14 protein-coding genes and 2 pseudogenes are annotated in these 23,113 nt (G+C 32.3%); 8 read left to right on the top strand and 8 right to left on the bottom strand.

The window, feature by feature from the left end; genetic code table 11:
- The first annotated feature begins 10 nt into the window (after positions 1 to 10).
- The 5 genes from LNP23_RS10660 (at position 11) to LNP23_RS10640 (ending at position 4,867) form a co-directional block, all read left to right on the top strand.
- Complete coding sequence (locus tag LNP23_RS10660; RefSeq protein WP_230004860.1) at positions 11 to 562, top strand: YceI family protein; 552 nt, start codon at positions 11 to 13, stop codon at positions 560 to 562.
- A gap of 46 nt (positions 563 to 608) precedes the next feature.
- Positions 609 to 1,496 (top strand): helix-turn-helix transcriptional regulator, encoded by an 888-nt coding sequence (locus LNP23_RS10655; RefSeq protein WP_230004859.1) that lies wholly within the window; start codon positions 609 to 611, stop codon positions 1,494 to 1,496.
- A 118-nt stretch (positions 1,497 to 1,614) separates the two neighbouring features.
- Entirely contained in the window at positions 1,615 to 2,628 is a 1,014-nt protein-coding gene (gene hemH, locus LNP23_RS10650) for a ferrochelatase (protein ID WP_230004858.1), read from the top strand.
- Between the two features lie 570 nt (positions 2,629 to 3,198).
- Positions 3,199 to 3,417, top strand: coding sequence for a hypothetical protein (locus LNP23_RS10645; protein ID WP_230004857.1), 219 nt, complete (start codon positions 3,199 to 3,201; stop codon positions 3,415 to 3,417).
- A gap of 1,186 nt (positions 3,418 to 4,603) precedes the next feature.
- A complete protein-coding gene (locus tag LNP23_RS10640) occupies positions 4,604 to 4,867 on the top strand; it encodes a hypothetical protein (protein WP_230004856.1) in 264 nt (87 codons plus the stop codon).
- Between the two features lie 98 nt (positions 4,868 to 4,965).
- Here the strand turns inward: LNP23_RS10640 and LNP23_RS22900 are convergent, their stop codons facing one another.
- The 6 genes and pseudogenes from LNP23_RS22900 to LNP23_RS10610 form a co-directional block, all read right to left on the bottom strand.
- The gene (locus LNP23_RS22900) at positions 4,966 to 5,049 is read right to left on the bottom strand and encodes a DUF2256 domain-containing protein (RefSeq protein WP_346432764.1); all 84 of its coding nucleotides are present in this window, start codon (positions 5,047 to 5,049) and stop codon (positions 4,966 to 4,968) included.
- Positions 5,050 to 5,251: 202 nt separating this feature from the next.
- Positions 5,252 to 5,413 (bottom strand): annotated as a pseudogene (locus tag LNP23_RS10630) (FAD-binding domain-containing protein); the annotation flags it as partial.
- Between the two features lie 2,139 nt (positions 5,414 to 7,552).
- The gene (locus LNP23_RS10625; protein ID WP_230004855.1) at positions 7,553 to 9,631 is read right to left on the bottom strand and encodes a tetratricopeptide repeat protein; all 2,079 of its coding nucleotides are present in this window, start codon (positions 9,629 to 9,631) and stop codon (positions 7,553 to 7,555) included.
- A 524-nt stretch (positions 9,632 to 10,155) separates the two neighbouring features.
- Entirely contained in the window at positions 10,156 to 11,709 is a 1,554-nt protein-coding gene (locus LNP23_RS10620) for a cellulase family glycosylhydrolase (protein WP_230004854.1), read from the bottom strand.
- Positions 11,696 to 12,919, bottom strand: coding sequence for a hypothetical protein (locus LNP23_RS10615; RefSeq protein ID WP_230004853.1), 1,224 nt, complete (start codon positions 12,917 to 12,919; stop codon positions 11,696 to 11,698). Before LNP23_RS10615 ends, LNP23_RS10620 begins: the two co-directional genes overlap by 14 nt.
- A complete protein-coding gene (locus tag LNP23_RS10610; RefSeq protein WP_230004852.1) occupies positions 12,919 to 16,011 on the bottom strand; it encodes a hypothetical protein in 3,093 nt (1,030 codons plus the stop codon). The genes LNP23_RS10615 and LNP23_RS10610 overlap by 1 nt, the downstream gene beginning before the upstream one ends.
- Before the next feature lie 457 nt (positions 16,012 to 16,468).
- Here LNP23_RS10610 and LNP23_RS10605 point away from each other — a divergent pair, with 457 nt between their 5' ends.
- Genes LNP23_RS10605 through LNP23_RS10595 form a run of 3 tightly spaced genes read left to right on the top strand, consistent with a single transcriptional unit; the run spans position 16,469 to position 20,073 of the window.
- Positions 16,469 to 17,707 (top strand): MATE family efflux transporter, encoded by a 1,239-nt coding sequence (locus tag LNP23_RS10605; RefSeq protein ID WP_319624912.1) that lies wholly within the window; start codon positions 16,469 to 16,471, stop codon positions 17,705 to 17,707.
- A 10-nt stretch (positions 17,708 to 17,717) separates the two neighbouring features.
- The gene (locus tag LNP23_RS10600) at positions 17,718 to 18,884 is read left to right on the top strand and encodes a glycosyltransferase (protein WP_230004851.1); all 1,167 of its coding nucleotides are present in this window, start codon (positions 17,718 to 17,720) and stop codon (positions 18,882 to 18,884) included.
- Between the two features lie 16 nt (positions 18,885 to 18,900).
- Positions 18,901 to 20,073, top strand: coding sequence for a response regulator (locus tag LNP23_RS10595; RefSeq protein ID WP_230004850.1), 1,173 nt, complete (start codon positions 18,901 to 18,903; stop codon positions 20,071 to 20,073).
- 186 nt (positions 20,074 to 20,259) lie between these two features.
- On the opposite strand, the pseudogene LNP23_RS10590 reads toward LNP23_RS10595, so the two are convergent.
- Positions 20,260 to 22,199: pseudogene (locus tag LNP23_RS10590) on the bottom strand (OmpA family protein).
- Between the two features lie 2 nt (positions 22,200 to 22,201).
- Entirely contained in the window at positions 22,202 to 23,110 is a 909-nt protein-coding gene (locus tag LNP23_RS10585) for a PorP/SprF family type IX secretion system membrane protein (protein WP_230004849.1), read from the bottom strand.
- Positions 23,111 to 23,113 lie beyond the last annotated feature (3 nt).

The following is a 23,113-nucleotide window of genomic DNA, read 5'->3' as shown; positions in this document are numbered from 1 at the left end:
AACAAAAATTATGAAAAAAACTTTACTCATTGTAATGCTGTATGTCTGCGCTGTTGGCCTTTCACAAGAAAAAATGATCAGTAAATCAGGAAAAATCACTTTTGAAGCATCTGTAGCTTCTTTTGAAGAGGTCAAGGCCGCAAATACGAATGTTACTTTTGTCCTGAATCCGGCAACAGGTGAAATCGCAAGTTTAGCCCTAATGAAAGGATTTCGATTTAAAATCGCTTTGATGGAAGAACATTTCAATGAAAATTATATTGAAAGCGACCTCTATCCAAAAGCAGTTTTTAAAGGAAAAATAGAAGGATTTGATTTTCAAAGCCTGAGTGTAAATCCTAAAGATTTTATCATTAAAGGTAAATTAGAGCTGCACGGAAAATCTAAAGATATAAGCACCACGGTAAGGATAAACAGATCATTATCGGGAGTTAGTATTTCATGTTGTTTTTCTGTAAATGCCAGTGATTTTAATATTGAAATACCAAGCCTTGTTAAAAGCAAAGTTTCTAACAAAATAAACATTCAAGTTGCTGCAGTCTTAGGATCAAATAGACAATAACAACCCAAAAATAATCTTGAAAAGTTAATTATTGATTATATCAAAAATGGAGGAAGAAATAAAAATTGAAGACGACTTTACCCTTATCCGCTTTCAGAATGACAGTTCAGAGCCTTTTTTTGCACACCGTGAGCTTGGAAGTGCTATGATTCAGTTACACTTCGGACTCAAAGGTAATAGCAGATTTTTATTCAGTAAGTGTAATTATGCTTTAGAATTGAAAGAGGAAAAATCCCTGCTTTTGTACAATCCTAAAAAGCAGACATCACTTCATTTAGAGCTTGCTCCAAATTCTTGGGTGATTTGTGTTATTGTTTCGATTAACAAATTACACGCGCTGTTTTCTGCTCAAGCAGATTATATTACCTTTTTAATCCCTGGTAATAAGGAAAAACAGTATCATATCGAAGGAAATAGCAGTCCTTCTATGGCTATTGTGCTGAGCCAGCTGTTTCATTATAACCTGCATCCTTCTCTAAAAAACCTTTATTATTATAAAGGAAAAGTATACGAACTGCTGAGTTTGTATCTTAACAGGTCTGAGCGTCCAGGTGCCGAACACTGTCCGTTTTTAATTGATCAAGACAATGTTTTGAAAATCAGAAAAGCGAAAGAAATTATTATTGCAAATATGAATGAACCGCCTGGTTTACAGGAATTGGCAGATGAAATTGGCCTTAATGTGAAAAAACTGAAAATGGGCTTCAAACAAATATACGGTGATACTGTTTATGGTTTTCTGTTTGATTACAAAATGGACTGCGCGAGAAAACTGCTTGACAGCGGTTCTTATAATGTAAATGAAGTTGGGTTGAAAATAGGTTACAGTACCGGAAGCCACTTCATTGCGGGATTCAAGAAAAAATTTGCCACAACTCCAAAAAAATATCTGATGTCTATTAATACCAATTTTAAAACAGCATCGATTTTGTAAATTACAGCATAAAAAATAATATTGATCCTATTTCTAAAAGGCAGCAAAATACTATTTTTAGCATAAATTTAAACAACAAATACTTAAAGCCTGAAGCTTAAAGTAAAAAGCAAAAAAAATGAAAGGTGTATTATTAGTAAATTTAGGATCTCCTGAAAGCCCGACACAAAAAGATGTAAAGCCGTATTTAGATGAATTTTTAATGGATAAATATGTGATCGATGTTCCGTATTTACTAAGAGCTTTATTAGTCCGAGGCATCATCTTAAGAAAAAGACCCAAAGAATCGGCACATGCTTATGCAAAAATCTGGTGGGATGAAGGTTCGCCCCTTGTGGTGCTTTCAGAAAGAATGCAGAAAAAAGTACAGCCTTTGGTAAATGTTCCTGTTGCTCTTGCAATGCGTTATGGAACTATGACTATTGAAAAAGGACTGCAGGAACTGCACGAAAAAGGCGTAACGGAAGTACTGCTTTTTCCGCTGTATCCACAATATGCAATGGCTTCAACGTTAACTATTTTGGTTAAAGCAGAAGAAATTCGCAAGAAGAAATTTCCACAAATGACTTTTACCGATGTTCCTGCGTTTTACAATAAACCGGATTATATAAGGAATCTGGCGGATTCAATTCAGAAACATTTATCCGGATTTCAATACGATCATTTGTTATTCTCGTATCACGGAATCCCGGAACGTCACATCCGCAAAACAGATGTAACCAAATCCCATTGCAAAATTGACGGTTCCTGCTGCAGAACACCATCACCGGCGCATGATTTCTGCTATCGCTACCAATGTTATGAAACGACAAAACAAGTAATAAAATTATTAGGTCTTCCAGAAGATAAATACAGCTTAACGTTCCAGTCCCGACTGGCTGGAGATAAATGGCTGGAGCCTTATACCGATATTGAAATTGATAAGATGCCGGCAAAAGGAATTAAAAATCTGGCAGTCGTAACACCTGCTTTCGTTTCGGATTGTTTAGAAACGCTCGAAGAAATCGCCATGCGCGCCAAAGAAGATTTTGAAAAAAATGGAGGAGAAAATTTCCTGGCTATTCCCTGTTTAAATGACGACCAGAAGTGGTGCCGGACTGTTAGCAGCTGGATTAATGACTGGGCTGAATAATACTAAAATAGTCTTTAAATCTTCCATAAAATATATTGTAATTTATCCCCTAGAGGACGCCACAGCCAAAAGACGCCAATTGAAGAAAGCTGGCACCTTTTCTTTATTATATAACCTTCACTGTTTTTATTGTTCCAAAGAGCCCCCTATGCTGTGTTTTGTTCATGAGCCCAAAAAGGTTATTCTCCAGCAAAGCTGAAAAGGCACAGGTCTGTATTTAGGTCTTTCACTTATTGCTGCTCTAAAGCCGTTACACCTATTTATTTTCTGCACCTGCTGTAAATTAGAAATACAACAATTGTGTTCAAATTTATATTTCTTTAAAGACAAAATGGGACCTCTCAGCGGCTCCAGCCACTATAGAAGTGAAATCCTATGTGCCGGGGTTCGGCAAATAGATTGGAACTTATAGCGGGAAGAGCTCCTAAAACCAAAATCTACTGTTTTCATTTATTGACTTGGGAGAATATCAAAATAATATTTTTTGAGATCTAATTTACAGTGCAGCGCTAAAAAGATATAAGACAGCAAAAGTATCTGAGGATGCAGTCCTTAAAGCAATGATAAAAAATGAAAAAGTTTGAAATTAAAAATGCCTATCCAAAAAAATGGCTGGTATTACACAATGAGTTTCCTAAATTTACCTGCCTCTTTGAGCATAAAAAATTTAATGAACAAAGAATCATAACAGGGCTGTCTAACCCTTCATCAGACTTAAATGAAATCCAGCTTCTGCAAAAAATGCAAAAATGGCTTATGCAGTATCATAAAGATAAAATAGACCAATAACGCCTGAGAATTAAGCGGAAAAAGCCGGCACTGCCATTTTTAGAAGACAGATTAAAAACAAACCTTCAACTTTTTCTATGCTTTTTCTCAGCATATTCAACCTGAAACTTCACCTGAAGAGTGGACAGCCGGAATAAAAGCGATCTGTGATAGTAAAAAATATCATAGAGCAAAAGTTCTCACAATCTCTAAAACTGATGGGAAACGATTAAGATAATGCAGTATTAAATAGATCATAGTTAATCGCTGCTGTCCATATATTACTTCAAAAAGACTAATCTGTTTTTTTACTGCAGCAGGCTTTGAACAATATCATGTTTGATCAACTGCTTCCAATCTTTTAGGAGTGAAATTAGAAATGCCATTTTATAAATATATTACTTCTCTGCATCTACATCTGTATTATCTTTGATAAGATGGTATAAAAAATATCAGGCAGCAAATTCGCAATACTCTTTAATTGTATAATGTTTTGCTCCATTTTTATAATTGTACTGTATATGCTTATTCATTAAATGTACTTTTAGCTCTCTAATAACCCCCACAAAAACAAACCCTTACAAAACTTGTAATTGCTTAATGAAGCATTAATATTAAGGGTGTCTTGCTGGAAAATTTAGACATTTTAAACTATAAATCTTACAAGTACAAACAATATATCTAATTTTTTAGATCTGCGAATTTTTCAGTTATGGCGGTGGTCAGTTTCAAAATAAAGTGCTGAAAAGTAATAATACCTATTGAAATTCTATCATCTTTTTAGCTATTTCTATCATTCCTTTTTTCCTGAATTTATTTGGATAAACGAGATAATTGAATCTTGCTTGGGATTCTGCATTTCCGTTTTTCTCCTATTATTTAAGACTCCTTATAAAAGATACTAATAAATTTTAATTAAAGCTTTCACTCCAAACGGACTAAAAGGGCAGCTAAGATAGTGACTTAAGCATGCCCCCTGCGCATAATGTCAGCGTTCCTATTGCCACCCTTCGGGACTTATAGCACTTACGCATCCTTAAGGCACTGGCATCTTGCTTTCTTTTTTCCCGTTTTTTCGTTTTGAAAACAATCTTTGCAGGGGCAGAAAGTAATTTTGTTTAATATTCTAAATTCTACACTACTCTTGGTAACCCTTTTAAGTTTTTAAAATAGAATTATTTTTCATAATTTTAAGTAAAACTATTTTATGTATAACAAGTTTACTATTTCTGAGATGATTCTTAATATACTAGCGCAAAACCCTGAGAAAACTTACCCTTTTGAAGATTTAAATAGTATGCTTATTACTGGTCTGGATCAATCGCTTCAAGAGAGTTTACTTATTCAAAGGTCAAATCAGGCAAAAGTTTTAGATTTACTAATAATGCTCGATAGTGAAGGTTTTATTATTCTAAATTTTGCCACAGATGAAAGCATTATAACTATTAAGGGACTTATAAAAATAAAGTAGTAAAAGATTTATAAATTGATTAACACTCTTTTTGACTTTCTTAAATATATATAAACCATTATTACCTTTGTAAAAGAACTAGTGCTAGTATAAATCATTTATTTGCTAATTCTGCATTTATCACTGCAATATTTCACTTCGTACCATATTTTTTTCAGTTTTTTTCTCCATGCAAATGGTATCTAGCGGACGAGGCTGATTTTAGTGGGTTGGTTTTGTTTTTTAACTTCTCGCATTTTCTTGTTTATTTGTAAACCTCCAAACAATATCACTGGCCTATTTCCGGGTTTCTTCTATGTCAAACTATAGTCTCTGGATAATGTTTACCCATTTCTCATTTGCAAAATTACTACTCAATAAGATTTAATTTGAATGGTTCATGAATTAATTGTGATGCAATTTCAAGTAGTTCAGGAAGCCATTTTTTATAAAAATACCTTCTGAGTCGTGCTGATGTGAGCTTTTTATGGGATTATAAATTCTAATGGTGTTGCCTGTTGTTGTTCCGGCCTGCATCTGCATCTGAGGATAATGAATTTCAGGCTCGTAATCTAAAAACTACCTTGCCAGAAAATGCAATTCAGACCAGCCCTCCTGCCACAAATTAAAGGTAAAAAAGAAAACTATCATCGCGCGCATTCTAAAATTGATATACCCTTTTTTAACTAATCATCGTATGCAGGCATCAACAATAGGAACAAAGGTTTTTCCTTCCTGCCATTCTTTTAAATAGATTTCATTTGTTCCCTATTTCTATAAGACCTCCCAAGGTAAGAACGATAACTTTCCTCTCATCTGCCTGCTGTATTTACCATAATGTTTCCGCACAGTTTGAGACTTCAGTTTAGCAGGGAACCTTATCGAACATTTCTAGCCTTGTATAGTTTCTATCCGTCAGTCCGAGATTTTGCATACTGCTACCTTCAGATTCCACCTAACGATGGACACCCTTTCATTCATCTAACACTTCCCTTTGTAAAGGTGTATTCGGGACTTGCACCCTAGGGTTATCGCCCATGCTAGGCACACCAGCCAAATGGCGCCAATTGAAGACAGTTAGCGACTTTCCTTTATTATATTTAGTGGTCTAAAGAGCCTACATGTAATGTGTTTTCTTTCATGAGCCTACAAAGGTTATTCTCCAGCAAAGTTGAAAGTCATATCCTTGTGTTTAGGTTTTTCATTCATTTATGCTATAAAGCGGTAACACTTATTTATTTGTTGCACCGCCTGTAAATTAGAAATACAAGAATTGGGTTCAAATTTACATTTCTCCAAACACAAAATTTGGCCCGCTGCACGCCATTGCACAATAGCAGTGAAATCCTTGACAGCTGGGTTTCGACCTCAAAGATTGCTTCGCCAGTTTACTGGAGCTCTGGTGGAATGCATAGCAGGAAGAACTTATAAAAGCAATATTAAATACAATCCCGTAATACAAATCGCGTTTTCAATAGCTGCAAGTTTTATAAATTTCCATTGTGAGCAGCCGACAACTAAATTAAAAAAAAAATATCTTTCCTTACAATGTGATAGGTACCCCTTAAATTCTATTTATAAAAAAATATCCCGAAAAGGTCCTCATATCAATACAACAAAAATAAAACTACAAAATCTCTCATATCATAAAAAATTATGCTTGCATGTGGATTTTTGGTCATGTGCGATAAATATTTTGACAAAACGCGTTAAAAATTTCAGGCTCTTCCATTCCTTTAAATGGTAATTGAATCTAAAACCAATAATGTCAGATTAGTGACCGACTTAAAAAACTTAGATTATCACTATGCATGATCAGAAATATCTAATAGTATTTTAAGTAGCTTTTTTTTACAATTTTATATACAACTAAAGATTAATTTAACTATATTTACTTCAGTTTAGTCCTCTAAACAAATTTAAATTTGGAAGATTTGAATTTAAGCGGAAAGTCCTTTACTCTTTGTAAAGGACTTTTTTTTGATATTTATATTTCATAAAGAAATCCTTAAACAATTCCACTTTCGCCAATTTAAAGATTTTCAGGCTTAATTTGAAAAGACGTTTCATGATTCCAACATTTAAATTTAATTATCTAATAATATTCATATTAGGCATAATTATAGCTTCAGTAGTTTCTGCTATATAACGCTGGGCGAAAACCACAATATAGTCATTACTTGCTAACTCAACAGAAGAATTTAAAGGAAGAACTAATAAATCATTAACCGCCAATCCTCGTATTAGTAACGTTTTACAAACTTTTATTTCTCTGGACAGGCTGTTATTACGAATTGCTTTAATTTAGGTATGACTTCGAGACCAATCTCTGCCTTTTCTGGTCAAAACAAAGTCAACCATATTACAAACCTTATCTACGGTCTATACAAATAAACTTTAGTATTGATTTTTGCAAATTTTAAAATTCCATAGATAAAAAGTATTGCCAAATGAAACGTGACCGTCAACTTCACCCTTAAAAAGACAGAAGACAAATTATCTAAAAATCTGTTTTTGAAAGCGCATAGTTCTTTAATTATCACCGCAAAAAAATTACTTACACTCCAGACAATAGCGTGTCAATTATTAAAGATGTCATTGCTGTAAATCGCGCCAATAGAACTGATTTAATAAAACGCCTGAATTTGTTGTAGCAATTTTTATAAAAGACAATGCCTCTTTTATATTACTAAATTGAAAAAATTGTTATTCCACATTTTTCTTGACTTGGAATATTGGTTTAGATGTTAACATCCATCTAAGACGGAAACCTACTTCTGTATATTGAAAACCAGCAGCTGTAGCAGACGCAATATTACTTTTAACACCATAAAAATTAGCCAAAAAACGATCTGAAAATTTACAGCCAAATTTAGCTTGCACACGATAAGTCGATTGCTTGCTATCATTTTCAATGTATTGAAATCCTGTTGCAGCACTTAATGTGTAAAAGATCGTATTGTTTTCAGCCGATTTTTCATCTTTCAAAAAATCAATAAAAATCTCGTAAGCATTAAATTTACTTGGACTAAAATAAATTGTTGGTACTTGCTTTTGAAAGGCAATGAATTGATAATTAAAGCCTGCTTTCAAAATTGGTTTTGATAAAAAATTATAATACAATGATGTAAATAATAAGTTTCGCTGGTTACTATCACTTTGTGTGCTATAAAAATATTGTGTAAACCATCCTAATTTGAAGTTAGTGCCAATATTATAATTGAAATAAAAATTATCAGCTGTTATCTCTCTACTCACCAGATCAGCATTGAAGTTCTGAATATCTCGCTTGTAACCCACTTCTAAATCCTGCAATTTTAAGGGCTTTATTTTGAAAAATGCATCTACTAACAATTGACTATAACTACTAACGAAAGATCGCGCATTACTAGAACCTACTAAAACATTAAAATTTATTTTGGAATGAAATTGCCACTGTGCGCCTAACTTAAAATCATTCGATGTTGCCGAATTTTTAGTGATTGTATTTTCGGTCTTCCTGTATTGATAAGTCCCTAAAAAGGACCATTTCGTCGATATTGGAAAATTCAAAACTGTATTAGTTGCGTAGGCTTCATTCTTACCATTATCAAATGAATAACTGAACTTCTCCTCTACACTTGGTGTGAAATTTTCATTTAATTTTTTTAGAAATCCGACAGCATCTTTTTGGTTTTCAAATATTCTTAAGGTAGTATCTACCGCTTCATAAGCTTTTAATGGCTCGCCATCCGCAAAATAAGCATTCGATATTCCTAAGTTTCCATCGAATGATTTTGCATCGTTCACCAATATATTTTGGTAGTCAGCAATACTTTCTTTAAAATCACTGCGATACATTCCTAAAGTTGCAGAAAGTGCTAATACCCAATTTTCATTGGGATTGCTAATTTGGTATTCCTTAATTTTTGCTGCTGCTTCTTTGTATTTTTTATTCCAAATTAATGCCTGAACATAACGCTCTTTTGTTTCATTTTGTAATTTTACATCCTCAATAAGTTCGCTCTTTTTTAATGCTTTTTCGGCTATGGATAAAGCTTCGCTATCTCTTTCGGCTATATGCGCAACCAATGATAATCCGTTCAAAGAAAACAAACTATCCTTTTTGGTTACTGCTAATTCTTGATATGCCTTGGTTGCATTTTTTTTATCTTTGGTCATTAAATAAATATTAGCTTTATTCATTAATGTTTCCTTGTCTTTCGGAAAATCCTCAAAATTTTCATCTAATAAAGAAAGTGCACTATTATAATCTTGTTGTTGTACCAGTTGATTAGAGTATCCCATGCGTATGTATTTCTTAGAAACCAAGGCGTTTGGATTTTTAACAGAAACTGCCAAAGCTTTATTTACATAAACTAAAGCTTTCTTATATTCTTTTAAATTAGATAAAGTATTTGCATAACCTAACAAAGCCGGAAAACTTTCGGGATGCTTTGCTATCAGACCAAAGTAATACGGTTTTGCCTCAGAAAAATTTTTATTCCATAACAGGCATTCCGCATAATTAAGCTGGATTTCAAAATCATCTGGATAGGTTTTCAGTAGTTCAGAAAAAATCACTGTGGCTTTTTCAGGACTCGAATTTAAACCGACAGCTCTCCCGTAACATAGCTTTGCCGTTTTATTATCTGGATATATCTTTAAAATTTTGCTGAAAAAAATTTCGGCTTGAGCAAATTCTCCTTTTTCTAAATTGGTAAAACCCTCTTGCATATCTTGCGCTTGAATTGATAATCCAAGGAGAAAGCAAAAAACTAAGACTATTTCCTTTTTAATGTTCATTTTTTAACATATAATTTGTAATTAACTGCAAGTTAAGTATAAACATTGATTATTCGTCTACAGTAAAATGCCGATCATCGAAAAAAATAATAAAAAATCTTATAAGCAATGTAAATTTGTATCAGAAATAAGAAACAAAACAATAAAATTAATTATGAATAGCAAAGAAAGAATTTAAGAGCTGTCTGAAAGATGACAGATTAAAAGCGTTTTTTATTTCATTTTTGTCACTGCCTTTATCCTGTTTGCACCAATATTATGCCACTATTGCAGTTACTTCCAGAATTACATTGCCGTTTACTGTTGTACTTTTGCATTTTTAAAAATCAATTTTGAAATTGCCTACAAATTCAAAAAAGACTTGCCAAGTACCAAAAACATGATCGCCTTTTTTGCCTCAAAAACCGTAAGATTTTACCTAATTTAAAATCAGTAAAGGCAATGTAATTCTAGTGAAGTACTATTTTAAAAGTTAATTCAATGTCAAACAAAAGACTAAATTCTTTTTCATTTTAAACTTAAAATCAATAATTTATATATAAAAAAGAAGGTTTGTTTTTTCCTTCAGAATCGATGAATCCAAACTGTTTTTGTTTGTTTTTTATCCACGGCCATTTTCCAGCAACTTTATCTGGAACTTTTGGAAAATCATATAAAGTCCAAGACACAAATGCAAGTTGTTTCTTTTTGAATATAGATTGCATTTTTTTATGATAATCGGCCTGATCCTCTTTTGAATTGCCAAACCAACTCCAAAGTCCACGGTTGGATGAAAGCCCAAATTCTTGCATTACCAAAGGCTTTTTGGTTGCTTTTTCTAAAACAGCAAATTTGTCTTCAAAAAGCGAAATGTCTTCATAATAATGATACGATACAAAATCTACCTTATCTTTTAGTATCTCTCCCGATGCAATATTAGAATATCCAATAGTAACCAAATGATTAGGATCGAATTTTTTGACTGTTGCAATCATTTCTTCCAACCACGGCTTTACATTTTGTTCCCCGCGCGATTGAAAATCTAAATCAGGTTCGTTTTTAATATCCCAAGCAATAACATTTTTGCTGTCCTTAAAAGTCGTTACAATTTTCTCTGCATGCCGATGCGTTAAAGTCCAGCTTTCTGGAGCATAATCTCCGTAAAAATCGAATAATGTAACGATTACAGCTAGTTTTTTTTCTTCGGCCAAGTCTAAAACTATTTTTAACTTGTCTAATTTCTCTTTTGAAACCTCTGCTTTACCAAATTCTTCATAAGGAACAAAAATCCTAATCGTATTGAGTTTTGCTTTTGTAATAAACTCAAAATCAGTAGCTATTGTATCTCTATTAAATTTATTTCCAAACATATCCCAAGCAGAATTTTTAGGATAATAATTAATGCCTTTTATGATATAGGTAACACCATTTTTTAAAATTTCATTTCCTTTTACCGTGTATATTTTTTTATTTAATTCTACAGCAACCAAACTCCTTTCTTTTTGCATCCGAACATAATGTCGAATACGCCAAAAACCATCCTCAAGCAACATTAAAACCTTATAATTTGCGGTATCCCTAACAGAAGTTATAAGCTTGTTATCTTGATAAATATTTTGAAATTCAACTACATTTTTATCGGTAAAAACGACTTGTTGGCCGTCTTCGCTATAAAAATCTAAGGATGCATGATGTTCTATTGTTGTACTCTGGATCGAAATTTTTTTGGCCTTATTATAGGCTATAATTTGTTCTAATTGCTTTCTCGAACTTTCTGTAAAATAATCGTCAATTCCATCATTGACATTGTTTTTAAGAGCATTATTTTTTATTACATAAGAAAACAAATAATGTTTCTCAATTTTCTGGATGGTTTGATTTTCCATTCGTCTACCTTGATTTTTGAAAGTTTCCCACGTTACTTTTGGTAAATATGTATCTGAAGTCTCTTTCTCTAAATGCAGCATCGAACTTCTATCTGCTCCCGAATTTAAGTAGCCCAAAATTTCACTCATTCCAAATAATACCAAAATATTAATCGCAATAAATGAAACTATTAAAATTGCTCGATAATTATTTTTATTATTAATTACTATCATAATTTTTTTCTTCTACTTTTTGAATACTTCCTAAGGTTGAAATTTCAAATGAATATTTTTTTTCTTTATAATATTCAGATGAAATAGTAAAAACAGCATGGCCTTTTACACTATCTTCTTGCAAAGTTGCTACGAGTTGATTATGATGATACACTTTTAGAGTCACTTTAATTCCGTCTGGAACTAACTGATTCATAAAACTACGCAACGGACCGACTATTATAGTGCGCTTATCTTTTGAAAATTCAAATTCAATTTTCGGATTAATCGGTTTGTAGTTAATTGCTATAGAATTACTTTCTGCTATTCCCGTCACATACGCTTTTGCAGTATAAACATCTTGGTGATCAGGATGCAAAATCTGAGCGGTTGCTACTCCGTTTATAGTTGTGCCAAATGATTTTAAAACCATATTACTACTTGTAGAAATCACAAATGACACCATGGTTCCGTCGCTTACAACGTTACCAAATTTGTCTTTAATAATAGCGGTTTTTAAGGTCGTAATTTGATTTCCATCAGCATATTGATGATTTCTACTAAAAGAAATTATGAAATTTGTAGCGATTCCAGGAAAAATTACAGCATCAAATTCTTTAGTAATGGTAGCATTGCATTGAGCAGAGACCAAAACTATTCCAGATTTTGTAGGAGCATCAATTATTTTCCAAGCAATAAGATCTTTCGTTTTTACCGTTTGACTTGTAATAGTATTTAAAAACTGACTTCTAAAAATTACAGGAGTATTTTCTGGTTTCGGATTATCAAAGCCATCTGTCGGAATGGTAACGTACATTACAAAATGACCATCTCCTACCAACGTATTTGGTGGGCCTAAATAATTTTCGATATCCGTTTTAGTGCCGTTATTGGGCAAAATTTCAAAGTTTCCCTGTAGTTTATTTTCTCCGTTTACAACCAAAAACCAATCAATACGACCCGATTTTTTAGCATAACTTTTAGGAAGGGTAAAAGTTAATTTATCATTTTTTATGGCGCCATCTAAAAGTGTTTTTCCTAAAGAATGAATTAAAAACAACTGCGGTCTATTTGACGAATTTACCTTAAAATCTAAAGCTATTTTGGCACCCGCTATAAAGGTGTTCTGTTGGGTCATTAGTACAATAGTACCCGCTTGTTTTTTAGGCAATAAAGTGACTGATACCAATAATATGGTAAATAAACAAAATATAGAGATTTTATTCTTCATTATCTAGGATTTCCAATGTAATTATTGATTTCAATTTTAATAAAAGAATACACTTTATGTCCTTTAACCCTTTGCATTTGTGCACTTTCTTGTTTATTGTTTCTTACCGGAATTACCGCACGAGCAAGAGCTTCTGATTTTAAACCATTTACAAAACAATTTTCTGTTGAAGATTTTATAATAACAGGATTCAAATCTCTTGGCAAATTATAGGTAAAATATTGCTTACGCTGAATGCGAACACCCTCTTTTATAAACTGATGATCAACATAAACCAATTCTTTTTTTTCATTGTAATACGAAATTAAGAGCTCTGGAATGGTTACTTCTTGAATTCCGTAATTGAATAAAGTACCTTTGATCTGGTTGTTATCTATCACTAAATCTGAAATAGCAACCGAATTATACAAGTCTGTGGTTGCCACATTTCCAGCGCTTTGAATATCAAATGTAGTGGGAATATTTTTCAATTCTTTTGGTGTAAATTCATCGGGGTTAAAAGTTGTTGGCTTTACATCAGTTAGCTTTAACCACGCAATATCTTCAAAATTCACCTTAAAACTCGTGACTTCTTTTGGCATCAACTTATGTTTAATAGTATACTTTGCGTTGAATACGGCAATCGATTTATCATTTCGATCATATAAAGTAGCTTTCAATACCACATCTGCAGGAACATTATCTATATTTTGAACTTCACCAATCACGATATATTGACTCTCTATTTTTACCAAACTTGCCGATATAATTTCTAAATCTGGTTGGCGCAGCACATCTTCATGATAGGTCTGTTGGGTAGTTATCTTTCGTCTCCCTTGCTTGTAATACGAATTGATATTGTCTGAAATAAATTCGTCCGGAGGAATATCGGTATCTTTTTTATCTGGAATAATGAACCATTTCCCTTTTATTTTCTGAACGTTATGTGTGTACTTTTTTTCAATTAATTCTAATGGTGTAACCCATTTGGTTGTAGCAATAACTCTGGCTTTGTCTTTACTTTGCTGAACAATTTTAGTTTCTATAGCATCTAACTTGGCATAAGAATTAAGAATACCATCAGAAACAGAAATTTCCAGTATAAACTGAGCCACCGAGTATTCTTTATTAAGAACAACATAAGAGTGCGCTTTATCATAAAACTTAAAATCCAGGGCATCATAATACGCTTTTACAACATTTTCAGGACTAATCTGCGTAGCATTTTTGATGTAAATGCGATATATTCCAAAGCTTATAATTAGCAGTAAAATCACTGCCCAAATGTGTAGAAATTTTATCATCGCTCTTGGAAAATTAGCATAAACAATTCCATACTTATTGAAAGAAGGTTTTTCTAAAGGCTTTATTTTTAAGGCCTGCAACCAAATAATCTGAACATTAAGTATAAAAGCAAGAAGAATTGTTAACATCGGAATAATTCCCCACATTAATTTCAAATAGATCGGTACTTCATCTTTTGGAAGAATTTTAGACAGGGGCTGCACATTTAGTTTTTCCCACACCATTATACCATTTTCTAATTGTGATAATCGATGCCAACCGCAGAAATAGAGAATTGGATCGTAGAATTTATCGTTAGAAAAAACATATTTCAAATTGTATTTTTCAGGAACCGTAAGAAATTGTTGCAAGGAACCAATACCTTCAAGTCCTCGAAATTTGGAGTTTTCCAGCCTTTCTACCGCACGAGAAGTCAATTCTGGTAATCTTCTCGCCGAATGGTAATTTCCATCAACCGTCATTGCCTTGGTTTGTGTTGATAAGTAGGCCATTTGATCGCCAAAACCTAATGGCAGAAACCGCCAATGATCATGCTGATCCTGATTTAAGAAATTGACAATTGGTAAAAAGTTAATTTTTTGCGGTTGCAAGGGTCTAAAATACCCTAACGTCATGGTAAACACTCCAAAAAACAAAAAGCAACCAGCAAATAACCCGCCTACAATCCTCCTATAAACACTCCCAAATTTTACTTGCAAAGCCGTTCTTAAGTCAACTTCAACTAATCGGTACACAAACTCACCAAAAATAGGCAAACTCATTATAGAAGCCCAAAGTGTAAAGCGATCCAAGGTTAGGATATTAAAAGCATTTTCTCCTAAAATTGCTAAGGGAATTGGAGTTGTGCCGCCAGTTCCTAAAACAGTTAGCAAGGTTAAGGATAATCCGAAAAAAATATACCTTTTGCTGTAATATCTATAAAATATATAAGGCAATATAAAAAGTAATATTCCCCAAGGTATTAAAAAGAACATCAAGCCAGAAGAGGTTACTTCTATAAAATTATCGCGACTCCCATGCGGAATAGGAACCTGAGTGATGGGATTGGCTTTAGAATTAATCCAATACGGCAGTATACAAAATACTAGCAGAAAAACGGCGCTACCACAGAAAAGAATAATCCGTTTTAATAATGATAGAAATGTTTTATAGAATATTTTCAATGTGATTTCCTTGAATGAATTGACATTTTCGCGAGCGGTATCCATTACTATCATACCGATTAAAGGCGAAACAAAAAATACCATTCCAAATAAAGGTGTAACATGATGCGAACAAACGGTTACGCCCATCAAAGACAGAGAGGTGAAGTAATATTTCTTTTTGCCCGTTTTGATAAAAATATAAATCTCTGGAAGTGCATGCATTAAAACAGAAACTCCAATAATACTGGGTAGCTGTCCAAAAATATGCAATGTTTCGACAAAAGAAGAAGAAACCACCGCCAGAATAGCAGAATAGCCTGCAACGGTTCGATTTCCAGTTATTAAAAGTGAAAATCTAAAAGCTCCTGTAATGAATAAAATAATTCCAACAATGGCAACAGTAAACATACCAAATTTCAAACCCCCAATTAAAGAAAGTAAACCAATTGTTTGGTGCACTAATGGAGGATAACTCATCACATTAAAACCCGTATACCAACTATAATTCCAAGGTTCAAACCAACTGTGGGCATAATGATTTCCGAAAAACATGTGAATTAGAGCATCGTAAGTACTTTCTAAAGTAAAAAAAATAGCGCTGCCATGGAAAGTCAATCCAAAAAGTAAGGCTACTATCAAATATTTATTAGAAGTCTCTTTCAATCACTCTTGTTTTAGATTATTGTTTTTGTAAATATAGCGATATCGTTCTATAGAAGAAAACAATATAACTGTACAAAATGTCCTTTCATCGAAAGAAACACTACCAAACATCTAAAATATCAAAAAAAGTCATACAAGAGTAATAATTTTAAATCAGAATAATACTCTAAAAATAATTATTACCACAATGATGTAATGAGACCATTTGTAGTGATGTTATTTTATAAAAAAACATTGTGTGCTTAAATATTTTGTCAAGGCGCTGGTTAAAATTACTGTTAAATTTCAAAAATTACAATTCATAATAAATATGTTGGTTTAGTTAATTGTTGCCAAAAAGGAATTTATCAGATAAATTCCTTTTTATTTTTGTTAAACTTTTCTTATTTTCATTACATTTGTTTGTAAGAATCAGCCTTTTAAAATTTTATTATTTATTTAATACCACACACTTGAATTGAATATTAAAAATACTTATAAAAAGATCACTGCGGAGAATTTTTTTATGCTTACAATTTTATTTGTAAATGCAGGCAATTATTTGTACAATCTACTATTAGGAAGGATACTTGGTCCTTCTGGATTTGCTGACGCTGCGATCTTAATAACTTTGCTTTTAGTATTGTCTTTTGTTGGAATGACATTCCAGGTTACTGCTGCTAAATATGCTGTTTTGCTTGAAGGAACGCAATTGCATATTTTTTTAAAATTTATTTTTAAGTATGCACTTCTTTTCGGTGTAATACTGGGATTTACAGTTGTGGTTTTCGGTCATCAATTGCAAGAAATTTTTAAAACCAAAACGTCACTAATGTTCGTTTTGTTTGGTTTTGGACTTCCAATGTATTTTATAATGAGCATTAATAGAGGTTTGTATCAGGGAAAAAATGATCTGAGAAATTTGTCAAAAACCTACTATTTTGAAATGTTATGTCGTTTGATTTTGACACTTTTGTTACTCTACCTTTTACCTCAAATTCAATCTTCTATTATTATCGCACTAGGAATTTTAATTTCTTTTGGATTTGGTTTGATTCCTTTTCAAAAAATAATTAACAGTAAAAACAACCATACTCTAAGTGACAATTTAGACACAAAATCCATTATTACATTTTTCGCTTTAACAGCCTTTTATGAATTAACGCAAATCATCATTAACAATAGTGATATTATGTTGGTTAAACATTATTTTGATAATGAAAAAGCGGGCTTATATGCTTCTTTAGCATTAATAGGTCGGGTGGTGTATTTTGTCGCTTGGATGTTTGTAATGCTCCTTCTGCCCAAAGTAATACAGTTAAAAAAACAGGGTGAAGATACACTTCCGATTCTATTAAAATATGTTTTATATATTGTTTGCTTGTCTACAATAATTGTTCTAAGTGCACTCTTATTTCCAGAAATTGTAGTGCTATTAATGTTTGGCGAGAAATACCTACCCATTGCTTTCTTATTGTGGAAATATGCATTGGCAACTTCAATTTTTGCCATCGCAAATATTTTTACTTACTATTTTCTTTCTATAAATAAGTATGTACCTGTCATAATATCAGCCTTTCTGGGACTTACACAAATAATTCTAATAGTCCTCTATCATGATTCACTCGAACAGGTGGTTATTATGCAAATCATCGCGATGGTGGTATTATTATTATTTCAATTGTTTTTTTTCTTTTTTAATAACAATAAAAAGTAACATTTTAAATATGAAAGTAGCTGTAGTCACTGCATTTCCGCCAAGTAAAGTTACACTAAATGAATATGGTTATCACTTGGTAAAAAACTTTGTTCAAAACTCAGAAGTAGCCGAATTAATTTTATTATCAGATAAAACATCTGAAGCGAAACAATTAGACTTTGACCAGAAAGAAAAGGTAAAAGTAAAAGAATGTTGGAGGTTTAACAGTTATACCATTATTTTTTCTGTTCTAAATGCAGTTCGACAAGAAAAACCAGATGTGATTTTGTTTAATCTTCAGTTTGTGAAATTTGGAGACAAAAAAATACCTTCTGCCTTGGGATTATTGTTACCCATGATTTTGAGAATTTTTGGATACAAAACAGTGGTTTTATTACACAACATTTTAGAACAAGTTGATTTAGAAAAAGCGGGATTCACAAAGAGTAAAATTATGCAGAAGATCTATAATTTTATTGGAACTAGCATTACCCGATGCATTTTGAAAGCCAATAAAGTTGCTGTAACTATTCATAAATATATAGATGTTTTAAATGCTAAATACCATACCAAAAATGTAATGCTAATTCCACATGGAACATTCGAATCAGTCAAAAATCCTAATTTTGAAATTAAATCTGGTCCTAAACAAATTATGGCTTTTGGGAAATTTGGAACCTACAAAAAAGTGGAAATTTTAATTGAAGCAGTCGAAATTGTTAGAAAAACAAATCCAGAAAAATTAGAAGTCGTGATTGCTGGAACAGATAGTCCAAACACACCTGGATATTTAGATGGAGTGCACGAAAAATACAAAAACGTTGAGGGAATAATTTTTACTGGCTATGTTGAAGAAAATAATGTAGAACGAATTTTTACTGATAGCACAATTGTAGTGTTTCCTTATACATCTACTACTGGTAGTTCTGGAGTGTTGCATCAAGCAGGAAGCTATGGCAAAGCAGTTATCATGCCTGACTTGGGTGATTTGGCCTTGCTAATTAAAGATGAAGGGTACAAAGGAGAATTTTTTAATCCAGAAAGTGCAGCATCTTTAGCTATAGCGATTGATAAAATTATTTCAAATGATGCCTATCGAAAAGAATTAGCTATTGCCAATTTTAACGCTGCTAGTGCCCTTTCAATGGACAAAATTATAATGATGTATATACAATGTTTTAAATCAATACAATAAACTTAAATGTAATATTATGAAAATGCTAATAGTAGATGATCAGCAATTGGTTCTGTTGTCTTTAGAAAAATTGCTAAGTGGTTTAGGATATGAAGTTGTAAGTACAGACAATATAATAGATGCCATTACCAAATATGAAAGTGAAAAACCAAATTTAGTTATTGTTGACATTAATATGTCTAATCTTTCTAATACAGAATCTATAAATGAGCATGCGTCTGGTCTAGAAGTAGTCAAGCATATTAAACAAATAAAAAAAGACAACACTCCTGTAATGGTTTTATCTGGTAATACTGACGAAGAAGTCATTATAAAAGGTTTTGATTTAGGTATTGATGACTACATGAAGAAGCCTTTGAGCTTAAGCGAAATTGGCGCAAGAGTAAAAAGATTAATAGGCTCTACCATTGAAAAAAGTGTTACGGAAAAACCCAATTCGAAAGAGCGGTATATCCAAAACAAGTGTATTGGAGTTGTTATTCCGTGTTATAACGAGGAAACTCGTTTGTCTAGTGATGAATTTAAATCTTTTGTACATAAAAATTTAGGATACCATTTGTGTTTTGTAAACGATGGAAGTAAAGACAATACATTAGCCGTCTTGCATGAATTAACAAAAGAAAAAGAAGAATATATTAGCGTATATGATTGCGAAAAAAATGGTGGAAAAGCTGAAGCTGTCCGCCTGGGAATGTTACACTTGGCCAAGCAAAATCAATTTGATTACATCGGTTTTTTAGACGCCGATTTATCCACCAATTTTGATGATTTTCAAGATTTGGCAGATACTATTTATAACTCTAAATACAAATTAGTTTTTGGTTCCAGAATTTCAAGAATGGGAGCTGACATCACCAAACAATCTGCAAGAGCTATCATTAGCAAAACGATAAATTATATCATCAGAAAAATTCTTGGAATGGAAATTAATGATACACAATGTGGCGCCAAAATAATGACAAGAGAAATCATAGAAAAAACTTTTAACGAAAAATTCATAACAAAATGGGTTTTTGATGTAGAGATTTTTATGCGAATGAAAAAAATATATGGCTCTTCAAAAACTCAGGACTTAATTTTAGAAAAACCTTTAAATCGATGGATTCACATGGATGGCTCTAAATTATCATTTAAAGATTCTATAAAAATTATTGGTCAAATTGGCCAGATTGCACTCCATTATAGGTAAAAACTATAATTAATCAATCATAAATTACAGGCCATATTAAAAAAATATTACAACTACTGCCTAACTTCAATCTTATAAATATTGATTATTAGGGGAGCTATTTCAAGCTTAAAAAACCAAAGAGCTAATCTCATTTCAAGCTCTTTGGTATTAGTACTATAATTATCAATTATTTCTACTATTTTTTTATTTAATTGAAAGCACGAAGAACTCACTTCTTCTGTTTAACTGATGTTCATCTTCTGTACAAGCTATATTATCTGAACATTTATTGATTAACTGACTTTCGCCATATCCTTTCCCTGATATTCGGCTTTGGGCAATTCCTCGTTTTACAAACCATTCGATTGTTGCTTTTGCTCTTTTATTAGACAATTTCATATTATATTCCTGAGCCTGTCTACTGTCTGTATGAGAACGAACATCGATTTTCATTTCAGGATATTGTTTCATTACAGCAAGTACTTTCTCTAATTCAAAAGCAGCTTCCTGACGAATAAATGATTTATCCAGATCAAAATAAATAATAGGAATCTCTAAGGTTTTAGCCAAATCTGTCCCTACTTCTTTTGCTTGATTTGTTTATTTAATTTAATATCTACTTCAGGTTTATCATTTGTTGGCTGAATTGTAACCGGACTTTCATTAGTTTCATAATCTTGTTTTGAAACTCTTACATAATAGGTTTGATTGCATTTTACATTAAAATTGTAACTTCCGTTTTTATCCGAAATTATTGTTCCAATTTCATTAAACTTATCGTCAAGCAAAATTACTTTTGCATCGACTAAAGCTTCGTTAGTTTGAGAATCTGAAACAATTCCAAATAATTTTTTTTCACAATCCAGTCTTTTTGTTTCTGTGAATTTATAGATATCATCATTTCCATTTCCGCCTTCTTTGTTGGATGAGAAGTAACCTTTACGTGTATTGCTGTCAATTATAAAAGCAAAATCATCCAACTTGGTATTTACGGGTTCGCCAATATTTTGTACCAGATCAAAAGTAGCATCTTCCTTGATTTTTGCCACAAATACATCAAGTCCGCCTAATCCAGGACGTCCGTCGCTTGAAAAATAAAGTTCATTATCTCCGGATATAAACGGGAATGTTTCTCTTCCTTCGGTATTAATTACAGTTCCTAAATTTTCAGGTTTCCCGAAGGTTCCATCTTCATTAATAATAACACTAAACAAATCTGATTGTCCTAAACTTCCCGGCATATCTGATGCGAAATACAGCTTTTTTTCGTCCAGACTTAAAGCAGGATGTGCAATACTATATTGATCACTATTAAAAGGCAACTCTATAATATTGGTCCATTTATCATTAACAAAATCGGCTTTGTACAATTTCAATAATGTAACTCTTTTATTGTCTTTCCCTTTTTTACCGCCTAAAAAGTTGTTTCGGGTAAAGTACATTGTTTTGCCATCTTTGGTGAAAACCGGAGAAGATTCATTGAATTTAGAATTGATCTTTTTCTCAAACCGAATTGGATTTTCTAAAGTTCCATCCGCTTTTAACTCCGCAGTAAATAAATTCGTAAACGATTTATTAGTCCATTTAAATATTTTTTTAACAACACTTCCAGTATCACGAGCAGAAGCAAATACTAATTTATTATTATAAATTGTACTTCCGTAATCTGATTGTTGCGAATTAATTCCGGCATTTGCGATATCAAATCTTCCTGAATTCGCTTTAATCTGCTCCAGATAATTTTTATTGTTTTGGAATAAAACTCCTCTTGCGTCGGTTTTAATTTTCAAATTAAAAATTTCCAGCATTTTATCTGATTTGGCATAATCACCCACAGATTTCAGTACCTGAGCATATCTATAATAATATTCAGGTTCTTGCTCCTCGTTAAAAGCAAAAAGCGCATCATACCACTTTGCAGCTTTCGGTAATTCGGCATTAAAATAATAGGAGTTTCCTAATCTCTGAAACATTTTTTCATCCTTATATCCGATTTCTGCTACTTTTTCATAAATAGCAATAGCGTCTACAAAAGCATATTGATTGTACTCCTTCTCTGCTTTATTCAAAACTGTTTTTTGAGCTGTTCCGTTAAAACAAAAAGACGACAAAACAGCAGTATAAATTATATTTTTAACTTTCATAATTAGAAAAATCTTGGTGAAGTTATACGTCCATATTTGTTTAAGAATTCAAAACGCAGGAATATTTCGTGGGATCCTGAATTATAATTCACTAATTTGGTTGTTTCACGATCGTAAGCATAACCCAAATACAAACCATCTGTAATTTGAAAACCAGCCAATGCACTTACCGAAGCACTCCATCTGTAAGCCACTCCAATTACCAATTTATCGTTGAACATAAAGTTAGCCGATGCATCTACTTGCAATGGTGAACCTTCGACCACTTTTGTCATTATAGCAGGTTTAAATTTTACGGTTTCATAACCATCTAAATCAAATACATAACCTGCGATAAAATAATAGTTGATTTTGTCCTTGTAAATCGCAACATCATTATCATCATAGCGATTAGTTTCAATAAAATTTGGTACAGAAAGACCAACATATGCCTTATCAGAATGCCAATAGACTCCTGCACCTACATTTGGTGTGATTTTATTTTTAAAATCTTGAAATTTAGGATCTCCCTGATCTTCCGTCGATAATTTAGTTGGATCAAGTTTAAAAATATTTCCAGTTCCTTTTAAGCCAAAAGAAAGTTTAGCATTCTCTGATGTTTGTATAGAATATGACAAATCAATAGATAAATTATTTTCGTTTGTTGGACCAATTTTATCATTAATTAATGAAACTCCTAACCCAACGTTATTACCAACTGGTGTATTTACAGAAAAACTACTTGTTTCCGGCGCTCCATCTAACCCAACCCATTGGGTACGATATAAACCAAAAACACTCAGTACTCCACGTGATCCTGCATAAGCAGGATTCACATTAATGGGATTGTACATGTATTGTGTAAATTGTGCATCCTGCTGTGCAAAACTTGCAGTTGAACAAAACAGTAAAACTAGAATTAACTTTTTCATTTT

Source organism: Flavobacterium cupriresistens (genome assembly GCF_020911925.1).
Taxonomy (GTDB): domain Bacteria; phylum Bacteroidota; class Bacteroidia; order Flavobacteriales; family Flavobacteriaceae; genus Flavobacterium; species Flavobacterium cupriresistens.
The sequence above is the reverse complement of the archived record's forward strand: the minus strand, read 5'-3'. Positions and strand labels throughout refer to the sequence as shown.

What these genes read in the sequence shown, in the direction of transcription:
- LNP23_RS10660 (WP_230004860.1), top strand. Translation starts at nt 11, where the DNA reads ATGAAAAAAACTTTACTCATTGTAATGCTGTATGTCTGCGCTGTTGGC.
- LNP23_RS10645 (WP_230004857.1), top strand. Translation starts at nt 3,199, where the DNA reads ATGAAAAAGTTTGAAATTAAAAATGCCTATCCAAAAAAATGGCTGGTA.
- LNP23_RS10600 (WP_230004851.1), top strand. Translation starts at nt 17,718, where the DNA reads ATGAAAGTAGCTGTAGTCACTGCATTTCCGCCAAGTAAAGTTACACTA.
- LNP23_RS10595 (WP_230004850.1), top strand. Translation starts at nt 18,901, where the DNA reads ATGAAAATGCTAATAGTAGATGATCAGCAATTGGTTCTGTTGTCTTTA.
- LNP23_RS10625 (WP_230004855.1), bottom strand. Translation starts at nt 9,631, where the DNA reads ATGAACATTAAAAAGGAAATAGTCTTAGTTTTTTGCTTTCTCCTTGGA.
- LNP23_RS10640 (WP_230004856.1), top strand. Translation starts at nt 4,604, where the DNA reads ATGTATAACAAGTTTACTATTTCTGAGATGATTCTTAATATACTAGCG.
- hemH (WP_230004858.1), top strand. Translation starts at nt 1,615, where the DNA reads ATGAAAGGTGTATTATTAGTAAATTTAGGATCTCCTGAAAGCCCGACA.
- LNP23_RS10655 (WP_230004859.1), top strand. Translation starts at nt 609, where the DNA reads ATGGAGGAAGAAATAAAAATTGAAGACGACTTTACCCTTATCCGCTTT.
- LNP23_RS10615 (WP_230004853.1), bottom strand. Translation starts at nt 12,919, where the DNA reads ATGAAGAATAAAATCTCTATATTTTGTTTATTTACCATATTATTGGTA.
- LNP23_RS10620 (WP_230004854.1), bottom strand. Translation starts at nt 11,709, where the DNA reads ATGATAGTAATTAATAATAAAAATAATTATCGAGCAATTTTAATAGTT.
- LNP23_RS10585 (WP_230004849.1), bottom strand. Translation starts at nt 23,110, where the DNA reads ATGAAAAAGTTAATTCTAGTTTTACTGTTTTGTTCAACTGCAAGTTTT.